Origin of the sequence: Clostridium thermarum (genome assembly GCF_006351925.1) — a bacterium.
Lineage (GTDB): Bacteria > Bacillota > Clostridia > Clostridiales > Clostridiaceae > Clostridium_AU > Clostridium_AU thermarum.
On record NZ_CP040924.1, the window covers coordinates 1,864,714 to 1,886,066 of the forward strand.

The following is a 21,353-nucleotide window of genomic DNA, read 5'->3' on the forward strand; positions in this document are numbered from 1 at the left end:
TTTTTCTTGTAATATTTTACTTGCTGTGGTACAATATTTCTAATGAATTGCTATAATTTGAGCGTGAGGAGTGGGATATATATAAAACCCGCTCTTTCTATTTATTTGAACGCAACATCTGTTGCGTTTTTCGTTGGCATTGGTAATATAATGTTACTAATGGCACAAAATATAAATAACTATACATTAGACGGAGGCGATGATTGTGGAAAAAGAACTGTTATTACAAAACCTAAATAGACTTATAGAACCATTGGTTTCTGAACTGGGTTACGAGTTATATTACATCGAGTATGTAGAAGAAGAGGGAGAAAATTTTCTAAGAATATATATAGATAAAGAGGATGGTATTACACTTGAGGATTGTGAAAGGGTTAGCAGACCAATAAGTGAAATGCTGGATATAGAAGATCCGGTACCGGACAGCTATTACCTTGAGGTATCGTCGCCGGGAGTATACAGAGAGCTGTTTACTGATAAGCACCTGAGCAAATATATAGGCTATATTGTAAATATTAAAACTAAAGGTGTCTTTGAGGGAAAGAGATCATTGAAAGGTATTCTTGATAATTTTGATAATGATTATATATACATAAAAGATAATAATAATCAAATAAAAATACCTAGAGATAAAATAAGTAAAATTAATCTAGAGGGGAGTTTAAAGGAGGTTAGTACAAATGAATGAAGAATTTATTGGGGCATTGAGAGAAATTGTGAAAGAAAAAGGCATTAGTGAAGAGTTACTTTTCACTACAATTGAGGATGCTTTGGTTGCCGCCTACAAAAAGAATTATGCAACTACAGGCAGCTCTGTGCAAAATGTTAGAGTAAGCATGAATAGAGAAAACGGCGAAATTCATGTATATGCTCAGAAAAAGGTTGTAGACATGGTAAAAGATGATGTAAATGACATCTCACTGCAGGATGCCAGACGATACAGCCCAAGGTATGAAATAGGCGATGTTGTAGAAATTGAAGTTACTCCTAGAACCTTTGGCAGAGTGGCTGCGCAGTCTGCAAAGCAAGTTGTTGTGCAAAGGATAAAGGAAGCTGAAAGAAACATCATCTATAATGAGTTTGTAGAAAAGGAATATGACATAATCACTGGAACAGTAATAAGAAAAGATAAGGGAAATGTATTTGTTGACTTAGGCAGAATAGAAGCCGTTCTAGGACCAACAGAACAGATGCATGGTGAGGAATATAATTTCAATGAAAGATTAAAATTATATATAGTTGAGGTAAAAAATACCACGAAGGGTGCCCAAGTAATTGTTTCCAGAACCCATCCCGGTCTTGTAAAGAGATTATTTGAACTTGAGGTTCCTGAAATATATGAAGGAGTAGTTGAAATTAAAAGTATTGCCAGAGAGGCTGGTTCAAGAACAAAGATTGCTGTTCATTCCAATGATGAGAATGTTGATCCAATGGGTGCATGCGTTGGACCTAAGGGAATAAGAGTACAAAATATCGTTAATGAACTAAAAAACGAAAAAATTGACATCATAAAATGGAGTAAGTTACCTGAAGAATATATTGCTAATGCTTTAAGTCCTGCAAAAGTTCTAGATGTCACTATAGATGAGGATAATAAATCTGCTAAAGTAATAGTTGATGACAATCAATTATCCTTAGCTATTGGAAAAGAAGGTCAGAATGTTAGATTGGCAGCTAAGCTAACAGGGTGGAAAATTGACATTAAGAGCAAGTCGCAGGCTGAAAAAGCTGAGTAAAACAAGGAGGTGTCTGGCATGAAAGTCAAAAAGATACCTTTAAGAATGTGCACTGGTTGCATGGAAATGAAGCCTAAAAAAGAACTTGTAAGAGTTGTAAAGAACAAAGAAGGAGAAGTTTCCATGGACTTGACAGGCAAAAAGCCTGGAAGAGGTGCATATATTTGCAGAAATATAGAATGCTTAGAAAAAGCGTTTAAAACAAAGCGTTTGGAGAAGAATTTAGAAGTTAAAATATCAGAAGAGTTACATGAAAAGCTAAAGGGAGAAATAACAAATGAAGGATAGTTTTCTTCAATTCTTGGCACTGACAAAAAGGGCGGGAAAGTTAGTTGAAGGATACAATAAGTCTGAGGAATATATAAAGTTAGGTAAGGTATCCCTTTGTATTATATCAAAAAGTATATCAAAAAATTCTCGTGAAAAATTCGAAAGACTTTGTGAAAATCACAAGGTGAAATTGATTATTGACTATGAAAAGGAAGTGCTTGGAAGCATTTTAGGAAGAGAAGAGATTAATGTAATTTCTGTAATCGATGCTGATATGAGTAAAAGGTTAATAGAAATTTATGATAACAACCAAAATAATCGGGGGTGAATATATGTCTAAAATTAGAGTGTATGAATTAGCTAAAGAATTAGATATATCTAGTAAGGATTTAATAACTATTCTGCAGGATGAGTTTAGTGTTGAAGTAAAGAACCACATGAGTGTAATAGAGGAAGAGGATGCGGAGCTTATAAAAGAATTATTGACTGGTAAGTCACCAGAGAGTGAAAGTGAAGTAACGGTTAGCAATGATTCAAAGATGGTAGAAGAGGATGAAAAGGATATTGTAGCAAAATACGAAGAGCTATATGTTAATCAGAAGTCTTTTACAAAGCCCAAAAAGAGCAAAAATAAGTCAACTAACAAAAACGAAAATGATAACAAGAAGGAAGTATCAAGCAATAATCAGTTAAATATATCACCGGGGGTAATAGAAATACCATCCACTATAACAGTTAAGGAGCTGGCTGAGAAAATTGGTAAGCCAGTAAATGAGGTAATAAAGCAGCTTATTTTTTGCGGAGTAATGGCTGCTATAAATCAAGAAATTGATTTTGCTACTGCTGAGAAAGTTACTGCAAAGTTTGATATTCAATTAAAACAAAAGCAAGAAGAAGAAAATAAACTTATGGATGAGGAAGAAACTGAGGAAGATGTTAATACTGAAAAGCGTCCTCCGATAGTTACAGTAATGGGTCACGTTGACCATGGTAAGACTTCCCTACTGGACGCAATTAGAAAGTCGAGAGTTACGGAAACAGAAGCGGGCGGAATTACGCAACATATTGGTGCATACACAGTAACCATCAATGATGAGAAAATAACATTCTTAGATACTCCGGGTCATGAAGCCTTTACAGCTATGAGAGCAAGAGGAGCTCAAATTACTGACCTAGTTATTTTAGTGGTTGCTGCCGATGATGGAATTATGCCTCAAACTGAAGAAGCTATCAGCCATTGTAAAGCTGCAAATGTACCTATGGTAGTAGCTATAAATAAAATGGATAAACCAGAAGCCAATCCTGATAGAGTAAAACAGGAGCTCACAGAATTTGGTATGATAGCTGAAGACTGGGGCGGAGATGTAATAACTGTACCTGTTTCTGCAAAAAATAAACAAGGTATAGACGATTTATTAGAAATGGTTCTGCTGACAGCTGAAATGATGGAATTAAAAGCTAATCCATCAAGAAATGCCAAGGGAACTGTCATAGAAGCTAAATTGGATAAGGGTAGAGGACCCGTTGCAACTCTACTTGTGCAGAATGGAACGCTACATGTAGGTGATTCTATCTTAGTAGGCACAACTTATGGAAAGATCAGAGCAATGTTTGATGATAAAGGTAAAAAAATCAAATCAGCCGGTCCTTCTATACCTGCTGAAGTACTGGGATTATCTGAAGTTCCATCAGCTGGAGACCGTTTCACAGTTATAAGAGACGAAAAGACAGCAAGACAAATGGCTGAAGCAAGAAAAGAAAAGATCAAAGACCAGCAAATATCTCATAGGGTATCTTTGGAAGACTTATATAGTCAAATTCAAGAAGGTAAGGTTAAAGAACTCGGCTTGATTGTAAAAGCTGATGTGCAGGGTTCCGTGGAAGCAATGAAGCAATCTTTGGAGAAGCTTTCCACTGACGATGTAAAGGTAAGAGTACTTCATGGTGGAGTTGGTGCAATTACAGAAACTGATGTAACACTAGCTTCAGCTTCCAATGCTATAATCATTGGCTTTAATGTAAGACCGGATGCCAATGCTACAGCTGCATCAGAAAGAGAAAAAGTAGATATTAAAACTTACAGAGTAATATACAATGCAATTGAAGATATTAAGTCTGCTATGATTGGAATGCTTGAACCTGATTATAAGGAAGTAGTATTAGGCAGCGCTGAGGTACGTCAGATTTACAAGATCTCCAATGTTGGAACCATTGCCGGATGTTATGTATTAAATGGTAAAATTGTAAGGAGTAGCGATATAAGAGTAATTAGAAATGGCATTGTAATTTTAGACGGAAAACTTGCCTCTCTAAAAAGGTTTAAAGATGATGTACGAGAAGTTGCGGCTGGTTATGAATGTGGCTTAAGCATAGAAAAGTTTAATGATTTAAAAGAAGGCGACATTATAGAAGCTTATACCATGGAGGAGATCAAGAGAGAGCATCTATAAAGGGGTGACTAAAATGGCTAGTTACAGAAACGATAGAATTAACGAAGAAATAAGAAAAGAACTTAGCGATATAATAAGAAATGACTTAAAAGATCCAAGAGTCAATGCAATGGTGAGCATCATAAATGTAAATGTCACCAAGGACTTAAGATATGCTAAAGTCTATGTAAGTATATTTGGCAAAGATGAAGAGAAAGAAAGTACTTTAACTGCTCTTAAAAACTCCAGCGGTTTCTTAAGAAGGGAATTAGGAAACAGGATTAACTTAAGGTATACTCCTCAGATACTTATAGAATTAGATGAATCCATTGAACATGGTATGCATATTGAACAATTACTTCATAAAATAAAAGGTGAATAACATGTTTAAAGAAATAATAGAGCAAATTAATAAAGCAAGTAATATAGCAATATCTTTTCATGTGTCACCTGATGGGGATTCAATAGGCAGCGCCTTAGCTTTGATGTATGGCTTAAGAAAACTAGGAAAGAAAGTAAATATATTATGTAAGGAAGCAGTTCCTGAAATATTAAATTTTCTTCCTGGTGTTGAGGAAATAAACAAAAGTGATGGAACGATAGATGATGATGTTGACTGTCTGATTGTGCTTGATTGTGGAAATGTTGAAAGGATCAACTGTCATATTAAAGATATAGCCCCTAGAAAATATGTTCTAATGAATATGGATCATCATCTATCAAATGACTTTTATGGAGATGTGAATTATGTTGATGCATCCTATAGTGCTGTGGGCGAGATAATCTATCTTCTGCTGCAAGAAATTGGAGTTAGTATAGATATAGAAATTGCAAAGTGTCTGTATGCATCTATTATTACTGATTGTGGCAGCTTTAAATTTTCAAATACTACTGCTCTTACTCACAAGATAGCTGGAGACTTAATAACAAAAAATATTGATTTTTCTGAAATACACAGAATTATATATGAAAATAAAAAGCTTGCTCTAGTTAAGTTGACTGGCCGGTTGATAGATAGTTTATATCTTGCCTGTGATGATAGGGTTTGTATCATAGAGGTAAGTAAGGCTTTGATGAAGGAATATTCCGTTAGTACTTCTGAAGTGTCTGATTTGGTATCCATTGGTACTGAAATTCGAGGAGTAGAAGTTGTGGTTTTCATAAAGGAAAATGACGACAATTATAAGGTTAGTCTTAGATCTAAGACTAATTTTGATGTGAGAAAATTAGCTGAAGAATATGGTGGTGGAGGTCATTCAAAAGCTTCAGGTTTTACTTATAGTGGTAGTGTAGAGGAACTAAAGGAAATATTGATTCAAAAGATAGGGGATTCCTTAAAGTGATGGATGGTATAATAAACTGCTACAAACCTGACGGCATTACCTCCTTTGATGCCGTCAATAAAATTAAAAAAATTGTAAAGGGGACAAAGGTGGGGCATACTGGCACATTAGATCCTGCTGCCAGTGGTGTACTACCTATTTGTATTGGCAAGGCTACAAAGCTAATTGACTATATAATGGAGGGAACTAAGGGGTATGCCGTTGAAATGACTCTAGGAATTGTTACAGACACTTATGACAGAGAAGGTAAAATTATAAGCCGTAATGAGGTTAATGTAAGTCCTGAGGAAATTCAAGAGGCTATATTATCGTTTCAAGGAAATATTAAACAGGTCCCTCCCATGTACTCTGCACTAAAACAGAACGGAAAAAGACTATATGAATTAGCTAGAGAAGGAATAGAGGTAGAACGTCCTGCACGAAGTGTAAACATTGAAAAGATAGACATTTTAAGTATTAACGAGAATAAGGTGAAATTCCATGTTGAATGTTCTAAGGGTACATACATAAGAAGCCTTTGTTTTGACATAGGTGAAAAGTTAGGCTGTGGAGCTATGATGAGTGGATTGGAAAGAACCTTTTCTGGAAACTTTAAAATAGAAAACTCAGTTAATGTTAATAATCTAAATATAGAGAATATTAACCAGTATATAATTCCAATGGATGAAGCACTAGTTAATTTTAGAGAAATCAGGGTTGATGGTTACTTTGGAAAATTACTTTCTAATGGTGTTGAAATAAGGGACTTCAACTTTTTAAAAGGTATAGAAATCGGCGAATATAAGGTATATAATAGTGATTGTCAACTTATTGGTATTGGTCATAGATACGATAAGTCTTTTAAAATATCAACTTTGTTAATTTAGGAGTAAGCATATGCATTTAATTGATAACAAATTTGAAGGGGTCTTGGATAAAAAGACTTACATTGCATTAGGTAGTTTTGATGGTTTACATTTAGGGCATATGAGTCTCATACAGAAATGTATACAACTTTCTAAGCAGCACAATGGAAGCAGTATGGTTTATACTTTTAAAAACCATCCATTAACTGTTGTTAATCCCAATATCGTACCAAAGCTGCTGATGGATAATGCATCAAAAAGAGAAACCCTACAGGATGTAGGAATTGATATTCTATGTCTTGTTGAGTTTAATAGAGAGGTAATGCAGACCACGGCAGAAAACTTTGTGATAGAACTTTTGACAAAGTATAATATGGGTGGTGTAGTGGTAGGTTTTAATTATCGCTTTGGCCATAAAAACCAAGGGGATGTAAGTTTACTTCAGAAGCTTGCCCCAAAATATAACTTTATGGTAGAGGTCATGAATCCACTTGATTTTAATGGCGAACTTATAAGCAGTTCCAGAATAAGAAATCTTGTTGAATATGGAGATATTACTCAGGCTAATAAAATGCTTTCTAGACCATTCATGCTTTCCGGAGAGGTCATTCCAGGAAAACAGCTTGGAAGGATTTTAGGCTATCCAACAGCTAATATTATGGTAGATGAGAGATTTGTCATACCAAAGCCTGGTGTATACTACACCAAAATTAGACATAATGGTAAATTCTATATTGGAATGACTAATGTAGGCTACAATCCAACTGTAGAGTTCACAACAAAAATAAATGTAGAAACATATATTTTAAACTTTGATAAAGACATTTATGGTGACGAAATTCAGGTCTTTTTCATTGAAAGAATAAGAGATGAGGTTAAATTCTCCTCCATAGAAGAACTTGTAAATCAGATGAAAAAGGACTTTGAATACGTAAAAGACAAAAAAATAGAAGAAATCTAAAAAAACATTTACAATTAATAATGAGTTTGTTATAATAAGCTTTGTGAACCTTACCCTAAGATTTCAGAGTTGCCAACTGGATTCTTGGAGAAAGGGGATTAAATTTTGGAGGTGTTGACATGGATAAGGCAAGAAAAAATGAAATTATAGCAGAATATGCTAGACATGAAGGAGATACAGGTTCTCCAGAAGTGCAGATTGCATTACTAACAGAAAGAATTAATCACTTAAATGACCACTTAAAGATTCATAAGAAAGACCACCACTCAAGAAGAGGTCTACTTATGATGGTTGGACAAAGAAGAGGACTTTTAAACTATCTAATGAAACAAGATATTACAAGATATCGTAACATTGTTGAAAAACTAGGATTAAGAAAATAGCTAGAGCGGTTAATCCGCTCTATTATTTTAAAAAATTAATAATAAGTATTATTTTGTAAATAATATTAGTGTACTGAAGGGAGGTACTATAATATGAGCCATATATTAGAATACGAATTAGCCGGCAGAAAATTAAAGGCGGAATATGGCAAAATTGGAATGTTATCTAACTGTGCACTGTTAGTGAGTTATGGCGACACAGTAGTGATGGTAAATGTTAATGCATCAGACAAACCAAGAGAAGGAATTGACTTCTTTCCACTAAGTGTTGAATACGAAGAACGCCTTTATGCCGTAGGTAAAATTCCGGGGGGATTCGTAAAAAGAGAGGGGAGGCCTTCAGAAAATGCTATCCTAAACGGAAGAGCAATAGATAGGCCCTTAAGACCATTATTTCCAAAGGGATATAGAAATGATGTGCAGATTGTCTGCACTGTTTTATCCGTTGAGCCTGATAATCAGCCAGACATATTGGCTATAAATGCGGCCTCTTTAGCCCTATGTTTATCAAGCATACCCTTTACTGACCCAGTAGGTGCAGTATCCGTTGGTTTAATTGATGGTAAGTTCATCATCAACCCAACTTCAAAGGAAAGAGAGCAAAGTTGTCTTGAACTTACAGTATGTGCTACTAAGGATAAAGTAATGATGATTGAGGCTGGTGGAAATGAAATTCCTGAAGACGTAATGTATGATGCAATTATGTTTGGTTTTGAGGAATGTAAAAAACTAGCTTTATTCCAAGAAGAAGCCATGAAACAACATGGTAAACCTAAAGCAGCCTTTGAGGTAAGCAAACCTGATGAACAACTGGAAAAAGAGGTTACTCAGTTTGCTTTTGATATGATAAAGGAAGCAATGTACATAACTGACAAAGACAAAAGAAATGAGGCAATGGATGCTGTTAAGCAGAAGATTTCCGAAGCCTTTGATGAAAAATATCCTGACAATTTAGCAGATATTGCTGAGATAGTTTATAACCTTCAGAAAAAAATTGTTAGAAATATGATTCTTGTGGATCATAGAAGACCTGATGAGAGAAAATTTGATGAAATAAGACCAATTTCATGTGAAGTGGGAATACTACCAAGAACTCATGGTACTGGACTTTTCACCAGAGGTTTGACTCAGGTATTGACTGTTGCTACCTTAGGAGCTCTAGGTGACGTACAAATACTGGATGGCCTTGGGGAAGAAGAATTCAAGAGATATATGCATCACTATAATTTCCCATCCTACAGTGTTGGAGAAGTTAAACCAATGAGGGGACCCGGAAGAAGAGAAATAGGTCATGGTGCTTTGGCAGAAAGAGCATTACAGCCTTTAATTCCTTCTGAAGAAGAATTCCCATATACTATAAGATTAGTATCTGAGGTTTTAAGTTCTAATGGATCTACTTCCCAAGCCAGTGTCTGCGGAAGTACCTTGGCATTATTAGATGCAGGTGTTCCAATAAAGAGGCCGGCAGCAGGTATTGCTATGGGGTTAGTAACCAGTGAGGATTTAACACAGGAAGAAATATTGACAGATATTCAAGGAATAGAAGATTTCTTTGGAGATATGGACTTCAAAGTAGCTGGTACCGTAGAAGGAATAACTTCTATACAGGTAGATACTAAGCTAAGAGGATTATCTAATCAGTGTATCAGAAAAGCTATAGACATGGCAAGAAAAGCCCGACTGGAAATCATAGAAAAAATTACTCAGTGCATACCAAAACATAGAGATGATTTGTCTGTTTATGCTCCTAGAGCTTATACAATGACTATAGACCCTGAAAAGATTAGAGACGTTATAGGTACTGGCGGTAAGGTTATAAACAAGATTATAGCAGAAACCGGTGTTAAAATTGACATAAAAGATGACGGAAAGATCTTTGTTATGTCAAGTGATAGCGTTGGAGCTAAGAGAGCGATAAAAATGATAGAAGACTTAACAAAGGAAGTTAAAGTAGGAGAAGTTTATCTTGGTAAAGTAACCAAAATTGCTACTTTTGGCGCATTTGTTGAGATTCTTCCAAATAAAGAAGGCTTAGTTCATATATCTAAGTTGGATATAGCTAGAGTTAACAAAGTAGAAGATGTGGTTTCTGTTGGCGATGAAATTTTAGTTAAGGTAACTGAAATAGATAATCAGGGAAGAATAAATCTTTCTAGAAAAGATGCCATAAAAGATAGTGAGAACGAAGAGAAAGAGCAATAAAAATAGAAGGGCGTTATGCCTTTTTATTTTTTATGAGAGGTCGGTGATAACATGTATAATATGATAACATTATCCAATGGACTTAGACTTGTAATTGAAAAGATTGATTATGTTAATTCTGTAAGCGTAGGGCTTTGGATTGAGAATGGTTCAAGAAATGAGGCTATAAACAATAATGGAATTTCACATTTTATAGAACATATGCTCTTTAAAGGTACAAGAAATAGAAGTGCAAAGGAGTTGGCTGAAGTAATCGAAGATGTGGGTGGTCAGCTCAATGCCTTTACAGGAAAAGAAGCTACTTGTTTTTATATAAAGTTGTTAGATACACACCTGGAGTTATCTCTAGATGTATTGTCTGACATGCTTTTTAACAGTATTTTTAGTGAAGAAGAAATAGAGAGAGAAAAAGGTGTAGTTATTGAAGAAATTAATATGAGCGAAGATACTCCCGACGATGTTGTAAATGAGCTGCACAGCCAAGTAACATGGGGTGAAGATTCGCTTTCACTTCCTATTTTAGGTACTGAAGAAACAGTTAGAAGCTTTACCCGTGCACAGTTAATAGATTATGTTCATTCCTACTACATACCGGAAAACTCTGTTATTTCTATCTGCGGAAACGTAGATATAAGTAATGTAGAAAAGTTAGTAGAAGCATATTTTGGCAAGTGGAAAAGTGATACTAAGAAAATTACTCATTATTCCTCTCCCGAGATACTAACCGGTAGTCTTTATAAGAACAAAGATATAGAGCAGCTTCATATCAGCTTAGGTCTTAAGGGTATACCAATGGGTAATGATGATATATATCCTCTCTTGCTTTTAAATAATGTATTGGGCGGTGGTGCATCTTCCTTGCTTTTCCAGAAAATCAGGGAGGAGCATGGCTTATGTTACACTGTTTATTCCTATCTTTCTTCATATATAAATACTGGAGTGATTAATATTTATGCTGGCCTAAACCCTAATTATGCAGCTGATGCCTTAGTGATGATATCTCAAGAAATAGAGGATTTCATTAAAACAGGAATAAGAGAAGAGAAGTTAATAAAAGCAAAGGAGCAGATTAAGGGTAATTACATTTTGGGATTGGAAAGCACCAGCAGTAGGATGTTTAGTAACGGTAAAGCTGCACTGTTCCAGAATCGAATTAACAGGCCGGATGAAATACTGAAGAAGATTGACGCCATTACTACTGATAAATTAAATGAAGTTATGAAAGTTACATTTGGAAATAGAATAATGAATGCTGCTTTTGTAGGTAAGAATATTAATATTGATCAATACAATGAAATACTGAACTTTGATACAGTAGCTTTTAAACAAAATACAACTAAGGAATTGGTCTAAATGTTTATCACCTGTAATATAATACCATAGCTTTTCATAAAATCTTTATATAAGATTAAGGAGGTATATATTATGGGTGATAACTCTAAACTATACAGTGAAATAGAAAAATATGAGATAATTAATGTAAATGATGGTGAAAAATATAATTATCTAGCAAATAATGATGTAATTATTGATGAAAATGGGTACTTAAAGTTAATAATACTAAATAAGTCACAATCTAAGTTTAGCTTTTTTAGTAATAATGAGTTTTTGGAAGTACCCTGGGAATGCGTGAAAAAAATTGGTTTAAGGACTATAATAATTGATGCGGATGAGCAATCAATAAAAAAGACCCGATTATAAGGCGTGGAGGTATGTGATGAAAATAATAGTGCAGAAATTCGGTGGAACATCAGTATCTACCAAAGAACGAAGGCAGTCTGCTATCAACAAGGTAGTTGATTGTGTTAAGAAGGGTTATAAACCAGTAGTTGTAGTATCTGCCATGGGGAGGATGAATGATCCCTATGCCACCGATACCCTACTTTCATTGGTTAAAAAGGATTTTTTGGATAATAATAAAATGGCATCAGACTTATTGATGAGTTGTGGAGAAATAATTAGTTCTGTAGTTTTTACAGCAGATCTTTATGAAGCTGGTTATACAGCAACACCTTTGACTGGTGGACAAGCAGGTTTGATAACTAATGACAAATATGGTGAAGCTGAGGTTATAAAGGTTAATACCACAAAAATTCTAGAAGTTCTCGATTCCTCATCTATCCCGGTTATAGCAGGCTTTCAGGGGATAAGTGAAAGTGGCTATATTACAACTTTGGGACGAGGCGGCAGTGATGTATCAGCAGCGATAATTGGTGGAGCTCTAGGAGCAGAAGAAGTAGAAATATACACAGATGTGGATGGTATAATGACTGCAGATCCAAGAATAGTTAATAATGCATCACTTATCAAGGAAATAAGCTATAATGAAGTTTTTCAATTGGCAGAACAGGGAGCTAAGGTTATTCATCCAAGGGCTGTGGAAGCTGCTATGAAATATAATATTAAGTTAGCAATAAAGAATACACTAAATGACTGTGAAGGAACAGTAATAACCAGCGCTGTAACTCACGGAGAAGAAGGTAAGGTTATTACTGGTATAACTCATATGAGCCATAGAGTCCAAGTAAAGATAAATTATGAAGACAACAAGAATAACGGTAGCTATGACGATATTCTAGATATACTAGGTAGAAATAATATCAGTATAGATTTAATAAACGTTTTTCCACACGAGAAGATTTTTACTATAGATGATAAAGATAAAGAATTTGTATATAATTTGATGGAGAGTATGAATTTGATATATAACAAACAGGAGGAATGCAGCAAAATCGCTGTTGTTGGCATAGGAATGAAGGGCGTTCCCGGTGTTATGGCTAGAATACTGAAAAGACTTAGGAATGAAGGTATTGAGGTCCTGCAGACAGCAGATTCTCACATGACAATATGGTGTTTAGTGAAATCCTCGAAAACCCAACAAGCTATAGTAGCTCTTCATAAAGAATTTGATTTATAGTTAAATTGCTATAAAGTATATTTAAACCCTCTGATGTACAAAATAATAAAAGCAAACGTATATGGAGGGATTGCTTTGGCTGATGAAGAAAAAATTCAACAAAAAGAAGATAAACGAGAAAATATAAAAGAATTAGGTACTACTGATATAGCTCGCCCAGACGAGCGCATTCAAGTTGTTCCTATAATAGGACAAATAGAAGGTCATAATCTATTGTCACCTCAAACAAAAGCTACTAAGTATGAACATATTATACCGCAGCTAATAGGTATGGAGCGTGATGAGAAAGTTGAGGGTATATTGATAGTACTTAATACTGTAGGTGGAGATGTGGAGGCTGGCTTAGCAATTGCAGAAATGATAAATAGTTTGAGTAAGCCTACGGTTTCTCTGGTAATTGGGGGAGGACATTCAATTGGAGTGCCCCTGGCTACTTCTGCAAATTATTCATTTATTTCACCTACTGCAACAATGATTGTTCATCCAATAAGAATGACGGGGCTGGTTATTGGTGTACCGCAAACATTTGAGTATTTCAACAAAATGCAAAAGAGAATAATTGATTTTGTTACCAGAACATCGAAGATAAGTAGCGATAGATTTGTAAAGCTCATGCTTCAATCTGACGAGTTGCTGAATGATATGGGAACAATATTGATTGGAAAGCAAGCTGTTGAAGAGGGCATAATCGACGAAGTGGGTGGAATAAAAGAAGCCCTTTCAAAATTAAATAGTTTGATTGAGGAAAGCAAAAAGCAACCATAGGAGATACCTATGGTTAAATTTTTATAAAAAAAAGGATATTAAAAAGTGATGTAGAAATAATACCAAGAGGTGATGACGTTGGCTAAAAAGAAAAGTAAATCTAATTTACATAATGACATTTATGGAGTGACCTTAGTGGCCTTTGGCCTATTAACATTGATCAGTGTATTTACATTAAAAGCAGGATTATTAGGTGGATTTATAAAAAATATATTGTTTGCATTAATAGGGATCGGAGCTTTCTTATTACCGCTTTTTATTATTTTTATAGGCATTGCAATGATAATTACCAAGGGAAATTTAAAATTTGAAAAGAAATTCTACGGAATTCTTACCTTTGTAATTAACACCATATTGTTTGTGCAGCTAGCTAACATTGATAAATTTTATTATGGTGATTTTGTAAATGGTCTTGTAGATGTAGCTATGAGTAAAAATTTTGCACATGGTGGCGTATTAAGCTATATTATAACGGTTCCTCTGTATAAGCTGTTAGGTAGTACTGGTTGTTATATCCTCTATTGTACTGTATACATAATTAGCATGATGATAGTTTTCAACTTTACAATTATGGATGTGGTGGGGAAAATTAAGCTCCCAAGAAAGCAAAAAGAAAAAAAGCAAGTTTTATCGGATGTACAGGAGGTAGCACTGACAGAGGAAGTAGTTAATGATAAGGGGAATTATATAAATGATATCAATAAGAAGATAAAAATAATAGATTTTATGAAGAATAATAATGTTGAAGAAGAAGGAAACTTATTGCAAAAAGCCGCTGTAAGCATCGAAAAAAAGCATAATTCCGTTGGTGAGGCTAAAGAAGATATTAGTAAATCCATTTCTGAAGAGATAATGCAGAATTTTAATGATGTGGCAGCAGCATATAGTTTTCCCTCAACAGATCTTTTAAACATAAATAATTCTCTTAATATGAACAAGGAGGATAAAAAAGGCTTGCTGAACAGTGCAGCAAAGCTGGAAGAGACCTTAAGCAGCTTTGGAGTTGAAGCTAAGGTTATTCAGGTAACTAAAGGCCCATCTGTAACTAGGTATGAGTTGCAGCCCAGTTCCGGTGTAAAGGTAAGCAAAATAGTGAATCTTTCGGATGATATAGCACTTAGTCTTGCTGCAAAAGGGGTTCGTATAGAAGCGCCAATACCAGGAAAAGCGGCAGTAGGAATCGAAGTTCCCAATAAGGAGCTGATTCCGGTATATCTAAGAGAGGTTTTAGAGTCTGAAGAGTTTAAGAACAATAAAAATAATCTTTCTTTTTCATTGGGTAAAGATATTGCAGGAAACTGTGTAGTTGCAGACCTGACCAAAATGCCCCATTTACTTATAGCGGGGGCTACTGGCTCAGGAAAAAGTGTATGTATAAACACCCTAATTATAAGTTTACTATACAAGTACTCACCTGATGATGTCAAGCTGTTAATGGTGGATCCTAAAGTGGTAGAGTTAAGTGTTTATAATGGTATTCCGCACCTACTCATTCCGGTAGTAACAGATCCCAAAAAAGCAGCTGGAGCTCTTAATTGGGCTGTAAATGAAATGACAAGAAGATATAAGCTGTTTGCAGATAACTCTGTAAGAAATGTAGAGGGATACAATGAACTCTTGGAAAAGGGAAAGGTTACAGAAAAGTTGCCTTGGATAGTCATTATAGTTGATGAGCTGGCTGATTTGATGATGGTCTGTCCAGGGGATGTGGAAAATTACATAGGTAGGTTAGCCCAGATGGCAAGAGCCGCTGGTATGCATCTTGTAATTGCCACCCAGAGACCTTCTGTTGATGTTATAACAGGTGTTATAAAAGCTAATATACCTTCCAGAATTTCATTTGCAGTTTCAAGCCAAATAGATTCCAGAACTATACTGGACAGTACAGGAGCTGAGAAACTTCTAGGTAAAGGGGACATGCTTTTCTATCCAGTTGGTGAAGCTAAGCCAATAAGAATACAAGGTGCTTATATTGGTGAAGAGGAAGTAGAGAAAGTTGTAAATTTCATAAAGAGTCAACAGAATATAAGTGAATATAAGGAGGAAATACTGAATCACATTAACTCTGAACAGGAATATGAGGAAGAATTTGATGAGTTATTGGATGAAGCAATAAGAATTGTGGTGGAATGCGATCAAGCTTCTACTTCCCTATTGCAAAGAAGGCTAAGAATCGGCTATAATAGAGCCGCTAGACTAATAGATCAACTTGAGGCGAAGGGGATTATCTCTGCAAGAGATGGAAGTAAGCCACGTCAAATTTTAGTGGATAGAAATTCTTATCTAAATAATGAAATTATAGGTGATGATTAATAAAAAACTTGTTAAATATATAAAAGAGTTTTAAAATATATTTATAAATTTAAACTTTAGGAGGAAATAAATTGACGGTATACAAGTTAGGCTTAATAAGCTTAGGATGCGATAAAAACAGAGTTGACACAGAAATAATTCTTGGAAGTCTCAAGGATAAGTTTGAAGTGACTAATGATCCAAAGGAAGCAGATGTCATAATCGTTAATACCTGTGGATTCATTGAAGCTTCTAAGCAGGAATCTATAAACACAATTTTAGAAATGGCAGAGTATAAGAAGAATTATAAATGTAAAGTATTGATTGCAACGGGGTGTCTTACACAAAGGTATAAAGCGGAGCTTCAGGAACTAATGCCTGAAATAGATATTATTTTGGGAGTCAATGATTACGATAAAATATCCGCAGCTATTGAAAAGTTTTACTCTGACCATCAAAAGATTATATTATGCTCAGACAGTAATATAATAAATGAAGGTGAGAGGGTACTTACAACCGGCAAGAATTTTGCTTATTTAAGGATAAGCGAGGGATGTAATAATAATTGTACATATTGCGCTATTCCAAAAATACGTGGACCTTATCGCAGTAGATCTATGGAGAATATAATAAAAGAAACTCATCAACTGGTAAGTCAAGGAGTTAGCGAGATAATCTTAATTGCACAAGATACCACCTTATATGGCATTGATATATATGGTACAAAGAGCTTACCAAAACTAATTGATGAGATTTCAAAAGTAGAAGGTGTGAAGTGGATTAGATTGTTATATTGCTATCCAGAAGAGATTACAGATGAGCTGATAGATGTAATAGCAAATAATCCAAAGGTTTGTAAATACATTGATATGCCTATACAACATATAAGTGACAGGATCCTAAGACGAATGGGGAGAAGAGGTAAAAAAGAAAATATTATTTTAGTAATTAAAAAATTAAAAGCAAAGGTTAAAGATATTGCATTAAGAACTACTTTTATTGTAGGCTTTCCCGGTGAGACAGAAGAAGATTTTCAGGAATTGTGTGATTTTGTAAAAGATACTTGTTTTGATAATATGGGAGTATTTCAATATTCTCCCGAAGAGGGTACAGCCGCTGCTAGCATGAAGGAGACTATTGATGATAAAACAAAGTCTAAACGAGAGCATGAGATCATGTTATTGCAGCAGAAGGTTTCATTAAATAACAATAGGGCTAAAATTGGAAAAGTATTTGAGACCCTTGTGGAAAGTAAAGATGGAGAGTACTATATTGGTAGAACCATGCAGATGGCTCCAGATATTGATGGTTTGATGTATATTAGTAGCAACGAAAATATAGATCTAGGATCTTATATTACTGTTAAAGTTAATGAGGCTAGCGAGTATGATTTAGTAGGAGATGTATATTATGAATCTGGCAAATAAGTTAACCGTTTTAAGAATTTTTCTAGTTCCCTTGTTCTTAATATTCATTGCTATCCGAGATATTCCCTATGGATCAATAATGGCAACACTGGTATTTATAATTGCAGCATTGACAGATAAGCTTGACGGATACATAGCCAGAAGCAGAAACCAAATAACAAAGTTTGGTAAATTTTTGGATCCGCTGGCGGATAAATTATTGGTTACTGCCGCCTTAATATCTTTAGTTGAGTATAGAATAATACCTGCGTGGCCTGCAGTTATTATTATTGCAAGGGAGTTTGCAGTATCTGGATTGAGAACAATTGCAGCCTCAGAAGGCCTGGTTATTGCTGCCAGCTGGTGGGGAAAAATAAAAACAGTTATACAGATAATAGCAATAATTATCGCACTTTTACAGTTTAACCTCGAAATCCAACCAGAGTTGACTAAGGGTTTTGCCTTCATTGATACTATAAAAAAGTTTATGCCTCTTCTAACTGAAATTTCGTTGTACTTAACCGTTATTATAACGTTGTTATCTGGATATGACTATTTTGTTAAGAATAAGCATGTAATAAAAATTGAAAAATGATTAAGCTAATAATAATAAATAATTTTAAAATATAATGTATATTATTTCTTATTATGGCAAGAATTGAAATATCGCCAAACGTAAGTTCCTTTATTAGGAACTTTTTAATATAATGTTGACTTATTATTAAGGATAAGTTATAATTATTAATAGAACACATGTTCGGAAAGGGATGAGAAACAATGGCAAATTTAGATTTGGAAAAGTTAAAAGCCATAGAAGCGGCTATGAGTCAGATTGAAAAGCAATTTGGTAAAGGTTCAGTAATGAAACTTGGTGAACACAGTACATTAAGTGTAGATTCCATACCTACCGGGTGTCTGGAGTTAGATATAGCCCTAGGAATTGGAGGTGTACCAAGAGGTAGAATAATTGAAATTTTTGGGCCAGAATCCTCAGGTAAAACAACAGTAGCACTTCACATAATAGCAGAAACACAAAAAAGAGGTGGAGCAGCAGCTTTTATTGATGCGGAGCATGCACTGGATCCTAATTATGCAAGAAGATTAGGAGTAGATATAGATAATCTTATAGTTTCACAACCGGATACCGGTGAACAGGCTTTGGAAATTGCAGAAGCTCTTGTAAGATCCAATGCTATTGATACCATCGTCGTGGATTCCGTAGCAGCCTTAGTACCTAGGGCAGAAATAGAAGGGGAAATGGGTGACTCTCACGTAGGTTTACAAGCTAGACTTATGTCCCAAGCTCTGAGAAAATTGGCTGGTACAATCAATAAATCAAAATGTCTAGCTATTTTTATAAATCAGCTGAGAGAAAAAGTAGGAGTTATGTTTGGCAATCCGGAAACTACGCCGGGAGGAAGAGCACTTAAATTCTATGCGTCAGTACGTTTGGATATTAGAAGAGTTGACTCAATAAAACAAGGCGAAGATGTAATTGGAAACAGAACAAGGGTAAAAGTTATTAAAAATAAGGTAGCGCCGCCTTTTAAACAGGCTGAATTTGATATAATGTATAATGAAGGAATTTCCAGAGAAGGTACTATTTTAGATGTAGGTGTTAGAGAGGGTATTGTACAGAAGAGTGGGGCTTGGTTCTCATATAATGATGTTAGATTAGGACAAGGAAGAGAAAATGCTAAGCAATATTTTAGAGAAAACCCCCAGTTAGCTTTGGAAATAGAAAATCTAATTCGAAAAAAGTATGATCTTCCAATTTTAGCTGCAGATAAAGAAAGTGATTCCAAAAATACAGATAACGAATAAAGGGCTTGATTAAAGGTTGGTAGTTTATACTAACCTTTTTAATATTTACATTGTTTTTGGGAAAATAAGTATATATTTTATAGTTAACATAATTTGTAATATGTGTATGAGGCAAACAATTCTCACTCAAAAGGTTTTCAACTTGACATTAAGTGAATTTTAATATAAAATAAATACAAATACTGGTTTATCATAGTAATTTTTAATTGAATAATATGACACCTTTTCTAAGCTTTCATAGAAAAGAACTAGTATTACAAAATAAAGCATAGGAGGTGTTCATATGGGTGATTATGTTATACCATTTTTAGTGTGGGTTTTAATCTCAGTGGTTATAGCATTTGAATTTCTAATAAGAAAAAAATTAGCAGAACAAAAAATTGTCAAAGCTGAACAGGAGGCCGAAGCTTTAATTGAAAATGCTAAAAAAGAAGCAGATTCAAAAAAGAAAGAGGCTATTTTGGAGGCAAAGGAAGAAGTTCATAAGTTAAGAACAGATTTTGAACGTGAATCCAGAGAAAGACGCAATGAAATCCAGAGAATGGAAAGAAGAATACTTCAGAGGGAAGAATCTTTGGATAAGAAGAGCGACATGCTCGAAAAGAAGGATGAAAGTATCAATAAAAAGCTTCAGGATGTACAGCAATTAGAGGACAGTATTCAAGTATTATATCAAAAGCAGAGGGAAGAGCTAGAGCGTATAGCTGGTCTAACCTCAGAAGAGGCAAAAGCTTTTCTTTTAGAACAGTTAAGTTCTGAGCTAAAGCATGATTCTGCTGTGTTGATAAAAGAATTTGAAACTAAGACCAAGGAAGAATGTGAAAAGAGAGCTCGGGAAATAATTACAACTGCCATTCAAAGATGTGCGGCTGATCATGTTTCAGAGTCAACAGTTCATGTGGTTGCACTTCCAAATGATGAAATGAAGGGTAGAATTATAGGTAGAGAGGGAAGAAACATCAGAACTCTTGAAACACTAACTGGTGTTGACCTAATAATTGATGATACTCCGGAAGCAGTTATACTTTCAAGTTTCGATCCAATTAGAAGAGAAGTTGCTAGAATAGCTCTTGAAAAACTAATTATTGACGGTAGAATACACCCTGCCAGAATAGAAGAAATGGTTGAAAGAGCTAAAAAGGAAGTTGAAAATGACATAAAAGAAGAAGGTGAACAAGCAACTTTTGAAACAGGTGTACATGGACTCCATCTGGAGTTAATTAAACTGTTGGGCCGATTGAAGTATAGAACAAGTTATGGCCAAAACGTATTGAAGCATTCTCTGGAGGTTGCCTACCTAGCCGGATTAATGGCTGGGGAACTAGGACTAGATCCTACAGTAGCCAAGAGAGCCGGTTTGCTTCATGATATCGGTAAAGCCGTAGATCATGAAGTTGAAGGACCGCATGCATTGATAGGTGCAGAAATTGCGAAAAAATATCATGAATCTGCAATAGTTGTTAATGCAATAGCTGCTCATCATGGGGATGTAGAGATGCAATCTCTCGAAGCTGTATTAGTTCAAGCTGCGGATGCTATTTCTGCTGCTAGACCTGGTGCAAGAAGAGAAACTCTGGAAGCTTACATTAAGAGATTAGAAAAATTAGAAGAAATCGCAAATTCATATGAAGGCGTAGAAAAGTCATATGCCATTCAAGCAGGCAGAGAAGTTAGAATTATGGTTAAACCAGATCAAATTGATGATGCCGGGTTAGTTGAAATGTCTAGAAATCTTTGCAAAAAGATTGAAAGCGAATTAGAATACCCTGGACAAATTAAAGTTAATGTAATTAGAGAAACACGAGCAATAGATTATGCAAAGTAATTTAGATTAGTGAAGAAAGAGAGACTCCTTTAAAGCTTATAAAATATTTTTACAAGCTTTAGAAGGAGTTTTTTACTACACTGAACTTTTTATTCAAAGGAAAGATATTTACATTAATTCCGATAAATGATATATTTTATATATATTTTTTATAC

Annotated in this window: 20 protein-coding genes; all 20 read left to right on the forward strand. The window is 34.8% G+C overall.

Going from position 1 to position 21,353, the window contains the following annotated elements; genetic code table 11:
- Positions 1 to 205: 205 nt before the first annotated feature.
- Positions 206 to 688, forward strand: coding sequence for a ribosome maturation factor RimP (gene rimP, locus FHY60_RS08495; protein WP_139904562.1), 483 nt, complete (start codon positions 206 to 208; stop codon positions 686 to 688).
- A complete protein-coding gene (nusA, locus tag FHY60_RS08500) occupies positions 681 to 1,736 on the forward strand; it encodes a transcription termination factor NusA (RefSeq protein WP_139904563.1) in 1,056 nt (351 codons plus the stop codon). The genes rimP and nusA overlap by 8 nt, the downstream gene beginning before the upstream one ends.
- An 18-nt stretch (positions 1,737 to 1,754) precedes the next feature.
- Positions 1,755 to 2,024: an RNase P modulator RnpM gene (gene rnpM / locus FHY60_RS08505; protein WP_139904564.1), complete on the forward strand. Its 270-nt coding sequence runs from the start codon at positions 1,755 to 1,757 to the stop codon at positions 2,022 to 2,024.
- Positions 2,014 to 2,334, forward strand: a complete 321-nt coding sequence (locus FHY60_RS08510) for a ribosomal L7Ae/L30e/S12e/Gadd45 family protein (protein WP_139904565.1) — start codon at positions 2,014 to 2,016, stop codon at positions 2,332 to 2,334. The genes rnpM and FHY60_RS08510 overlap by 11 nt, the downstream gene beginning before the upstream one ends.
- 4 nt (positions 2,335 to 2,338) lie before the next feature.
- Complete coding sequence (infB, locus tag FHY60_RS08515) at positions 2,339 to 4,456, forward strand: translation initiation factor IF-2 (protein ID WP_139904566.1); 2,118 nt, start codon at positions 2,339 to 2,341, stop codon at positions 4,454 to 4,456.
- Positions 4,457 to 4,469: 13 nt separating this feature from the next.
- Complete coding sequence (gene rbfA, locus FHY60_RS08520) at positions 4,470 to 4,817, forward strand: 30S ribosome-binding factor RbfA (RefSeq protein ID WP_139904567.1); 348 nt, start codon at positions 4,470 to 4,472, stop codon at positions 4,815 to 4,817.
- Between the two features lies 1 nt (position 4,818).
- Positions 4,819 to 5,778, forward strand: coding sequence for a DHH family phosphoesterase (locus FHY60_RS08525; protein WP_139904568.1), 960 nt, complete (start codon positions 4,819 to 4,821; stop codon positions 5,776 to 5,778).
- A complete protein-coding gene (gene truB / locus FHY60_RS08530; protein ID WP_139904569.1) occupies positions 5,778 to 6,644 on the forward strand; it encodes a tRNA pseudouridine(55) synthase TruB in 867 nt (288 codons plus the stop codon). The genes FHY60_RS08525 and truB overlap by 1 nt, the downstream gene beginning before the upstream one ends.
- Before the next feature lie 10 nt (positions 6,645 to 6,654).
- The gene (locus tag FHY60_RS08535; RefSeq protein WP_139904570.1) at positions 6,655 to 7,584 is read left to right on the forward strand and encodes a bifunctional riboflavin kinase/FAD synthetase; all 930 of its coding nucleotides are present in this window, start codon (positions 6,655 to 6,657) and stop codon (positions 7,582 to 7,584) included.
- 119 nt (positions 7,585 to 7,703) lie between these two features.
- The gene (gene rpsO / locus FHY60_RS08540; protein WP_139904571.1) at positions 7,704 to 7,967 is read left to right on the forward strand and encodes a 30S ribosomal protein S15; all 264 of its coding nucleotides are present in this window, start codon (positions 7,704 to 7,706) and stop codon (positions 7,965 to 7,967) included.
- Positions 7,968 to 8,060: 93 nt separating this feature from the next.
- The gene (locus tag FHY60_RS08545; RefSeq protein WP_139904572.1) at positions 8,061 to 10,169 is read left to right on the forward strand and encodes a polyribonucleotide nucleotidyltransferase; all 2,109 of its coding nucleotides are present in this window, start codon (positions 8,061 to 8,063) and stop codon (positions 10,167 to 10,169) included.
- Between the two features lie 51 nt (positions 10,170 to 10,220).
- On the forward strand, positions 10,221 to 11,522 hold the full coding sequence (locus tag FHY60_RS08550; RefSeq protein ID WP_139904573.1) for a M16 family metallopeptidase: 1,302 nt from the start codon (positions 10,221 to 10,223) through the stop codon (positions 11,520 to 11,522).
- Between the two features lie 72 nt (positions 11,523 to 11,594).
- Positions 11,595 to 11,870: a YlmC/YmxH family sporulation protein gene (locus FHY60_RS08555; protein WP_139904574.1), complete on the forward strand. Its 276-nt coding sequence runs from the start codon at positions 11,595 to 11,597 to the stop codon at positions 11,868 to 11,870.
- Between the two features lie 16 nt (positions 11,871 to 11,886).
- Positions 11,887 to 13,086, forward strand: a complete 1,200-nt coding sequence (gene dapG, locus FHY60_RS08560; RefSeq protein WP_139904575.1) for an aspartate kinase — start codon at positions 11,887 to 11,889, stop codon at positions 13,084 to 13,086.
- A 75-nt stretch (positions 13,087 to 13,161) separates the two neighbouring features.
- Positions 13,162 to 13,851 (forward strand): ClpP family protease, encoded by a 690-nt coding sequence (locus FHY60_RS08565; RefSeq protein WP_139904576.1) that lies wholly within the window; start codon positions 13,162 to 13,164, stop codon positions 13,849 to 13,851.
- Between the two features lie 72 nt (positions 13,852 to 13,923).
- Positions 13,924 to 16,164 carry an FtsK/SpoIIIE family DNA translocase gene (locus FHY60_RS08570; RefSeq protein WP_139904577.1) on the forward strand — a complete coding sequence of 747 codons (2,241 nt, stop codon included), beginning with the start codon at positions 13,924 to 13,926 and terminating at the stop codon, positions 16,162 to 16,164.
- Positions 16,165 to 16,235: 71 nt separating this feature from the next.
- Positions 16,236 to 17,570 carry a 30S ribosomal protein S12 methylthiotransferase RimO gene (rimO, locus tag FHY60_RS08575; RefSeq protein ID WP_139904578.1) on the forward strand — a complete coding sequence of 445 codons (1,335 nt, stop codon included), beginning with the start codon at positions 16,236 to 16,238 and terminating at the stop codon, positions 17,568 to 17,570.
- The gene (pgsA, locus tag FHY60_RS08580) at positions 17,554 to 18,144 is read left to right on the forward strand and encodes a CDP-diacylglycerol--glycerol-3-phosphate 3-phosphatidyltransferase (RefSeq protein WP_139904579.1); all 591 of its coding nucleotides are present in this window, start codon (positions 17,554 to 17,556) and stop codon (positions 18,142 to 18,144) included. The genes rimO and pgsA overlap by 17 nt, the downstream gene beginning before the upstream one ends.
- A gap of 182 nt (positions 18,145 to 18,326) precedes the next feature.
- Entirely contained in the window at positions 18,327 to 19,373 is a 1,047-nt protein-coding gene (gene recA / locus FHY60_RS08585; protein ID WP_139904580.1) for a recombinase RecA, read from the forward strand.
- A gap of 283 nt (positions 19,374 to 19,656) precedes the next feature.
- Positions 19,657 to 21,198 (forward strand): ribonuclease Y, encoded by a 1,542-nt coding sequence (gene rny / locus FHY60_RS08590; RefSeq protein ID WP_139904581.1) that lies wholly within the window; start codon positions 19,657 to 19,659, stop codon positions 21,196 to 21,198.
- The last annotated feature ends 155 nt before the right edge of the window (positions 21,199 to 21,353 follow it).

Coding starts and splice junctions, on each gene's coding strand:
- nusA (WP_139904563.1), top strand. CDS start 681: ATGAATGAAGAATTTATTGGGGCATTGAGAGAAATTGTGAAAGAAAAA.
- rnpM (WP_139904564.1), top strand. CDS start 1,755: ATGAAAGTCAAAAAGATACCTTTAAGAATGTGCACTGGTTGCATGGAA.
- FHY60_RS08510 (WP_139904565.1), top strand. CDS start 2,014: ATGAAGGATAGTTTTCTTCAATTCTTGGCACTGACAAAAAGGGCGGGA.
- infB (WP_139904566.1), top strand. CDS start 2,339: ATGTCTAAAATTAGAGTGTATGAATTAGCTAAAGAATTAGATATATCT.
- rbfA (WP_139904567.1), top strand. CDS start 4,470: ATGGCTAGTTACAGAAACGATAGAATTAACGAAGAAATAAGAAAAGAA.
- FHY60_RS08525 (WP_139904568.1), top strand. CDS start 4,819: ATGTTTAAAGAAATAATAGAGCAAATTAATAAAGCAAGTAATATAGCA.
- truB (WP_139904569.1), top strand. CDS start 5,778: ATGGATGGTATAATAAACTGCTACAAACCTGACGGCATTACCTCCTTT.
- FHY60_RS08535 (WP_139904570.1), top strand. CDS start 6,655: ATGCATTTAATTGATAACAAATTTGAAGGGGTCTTGGATAAAAAGACT.
- rpsO (WP_139904571.1), top strand. CDS start 7,704: ATGGATAAGGCAAGAAAAAATGAAATTATAGCAGAATATGCTAGACAT.
- FHY60_RS08545 (WP_139904572.1), top strand. CDS start 8,061: ATGAGCCATATATTAGAATACGAATTAGCCGGCAGAAAATTAAAGGCG.
- FHY60_RS08550 (WP_139904573.1), top strand. CDS start 10,221: ATGTATAATATGATAACATTATCCAATGGACTTAGACTTGTAATTGAA.
- FHY60_RS08555 (WP_139904574.1), top strand. CDS start 11,595: ATGGGTGATAACTCTAAACTATACAGTGAAATAGAAAAATATGAGATA.
- dapG (WP_139904575.1), top strand. CDS start 11,887: ATGAAAATAATAGTGCAGAAATTCGGTGGAACATCAGTATCTACCAAA.
- FHY60_RS08570 (WP_139904577.1), top strand. CDS start 13,924: ATGACGTTGGCTAAAAAGAAAAGTAAATCTAATTTACATAATGACATT.
- pgsA (WP_139904579.1), top strand. CDS start 17,554: ATGAATCTGGCAAATAAGTTAACCGTTTTAAGAATTTTTCTAGTTCCC.
- recA (WP_139904580.1), top strand. CDS start 18,327: ATGGCAAATTTAGATTTGGAAAAGTTAAAAGCCATAGAAGCGGCTATG.
- rny (WP_139904581.1), top strand. CDS start 19,657: ATGGGTGATTATGTTATACCATTTTTAGTGTGGGTTTTAATCTCAGTG.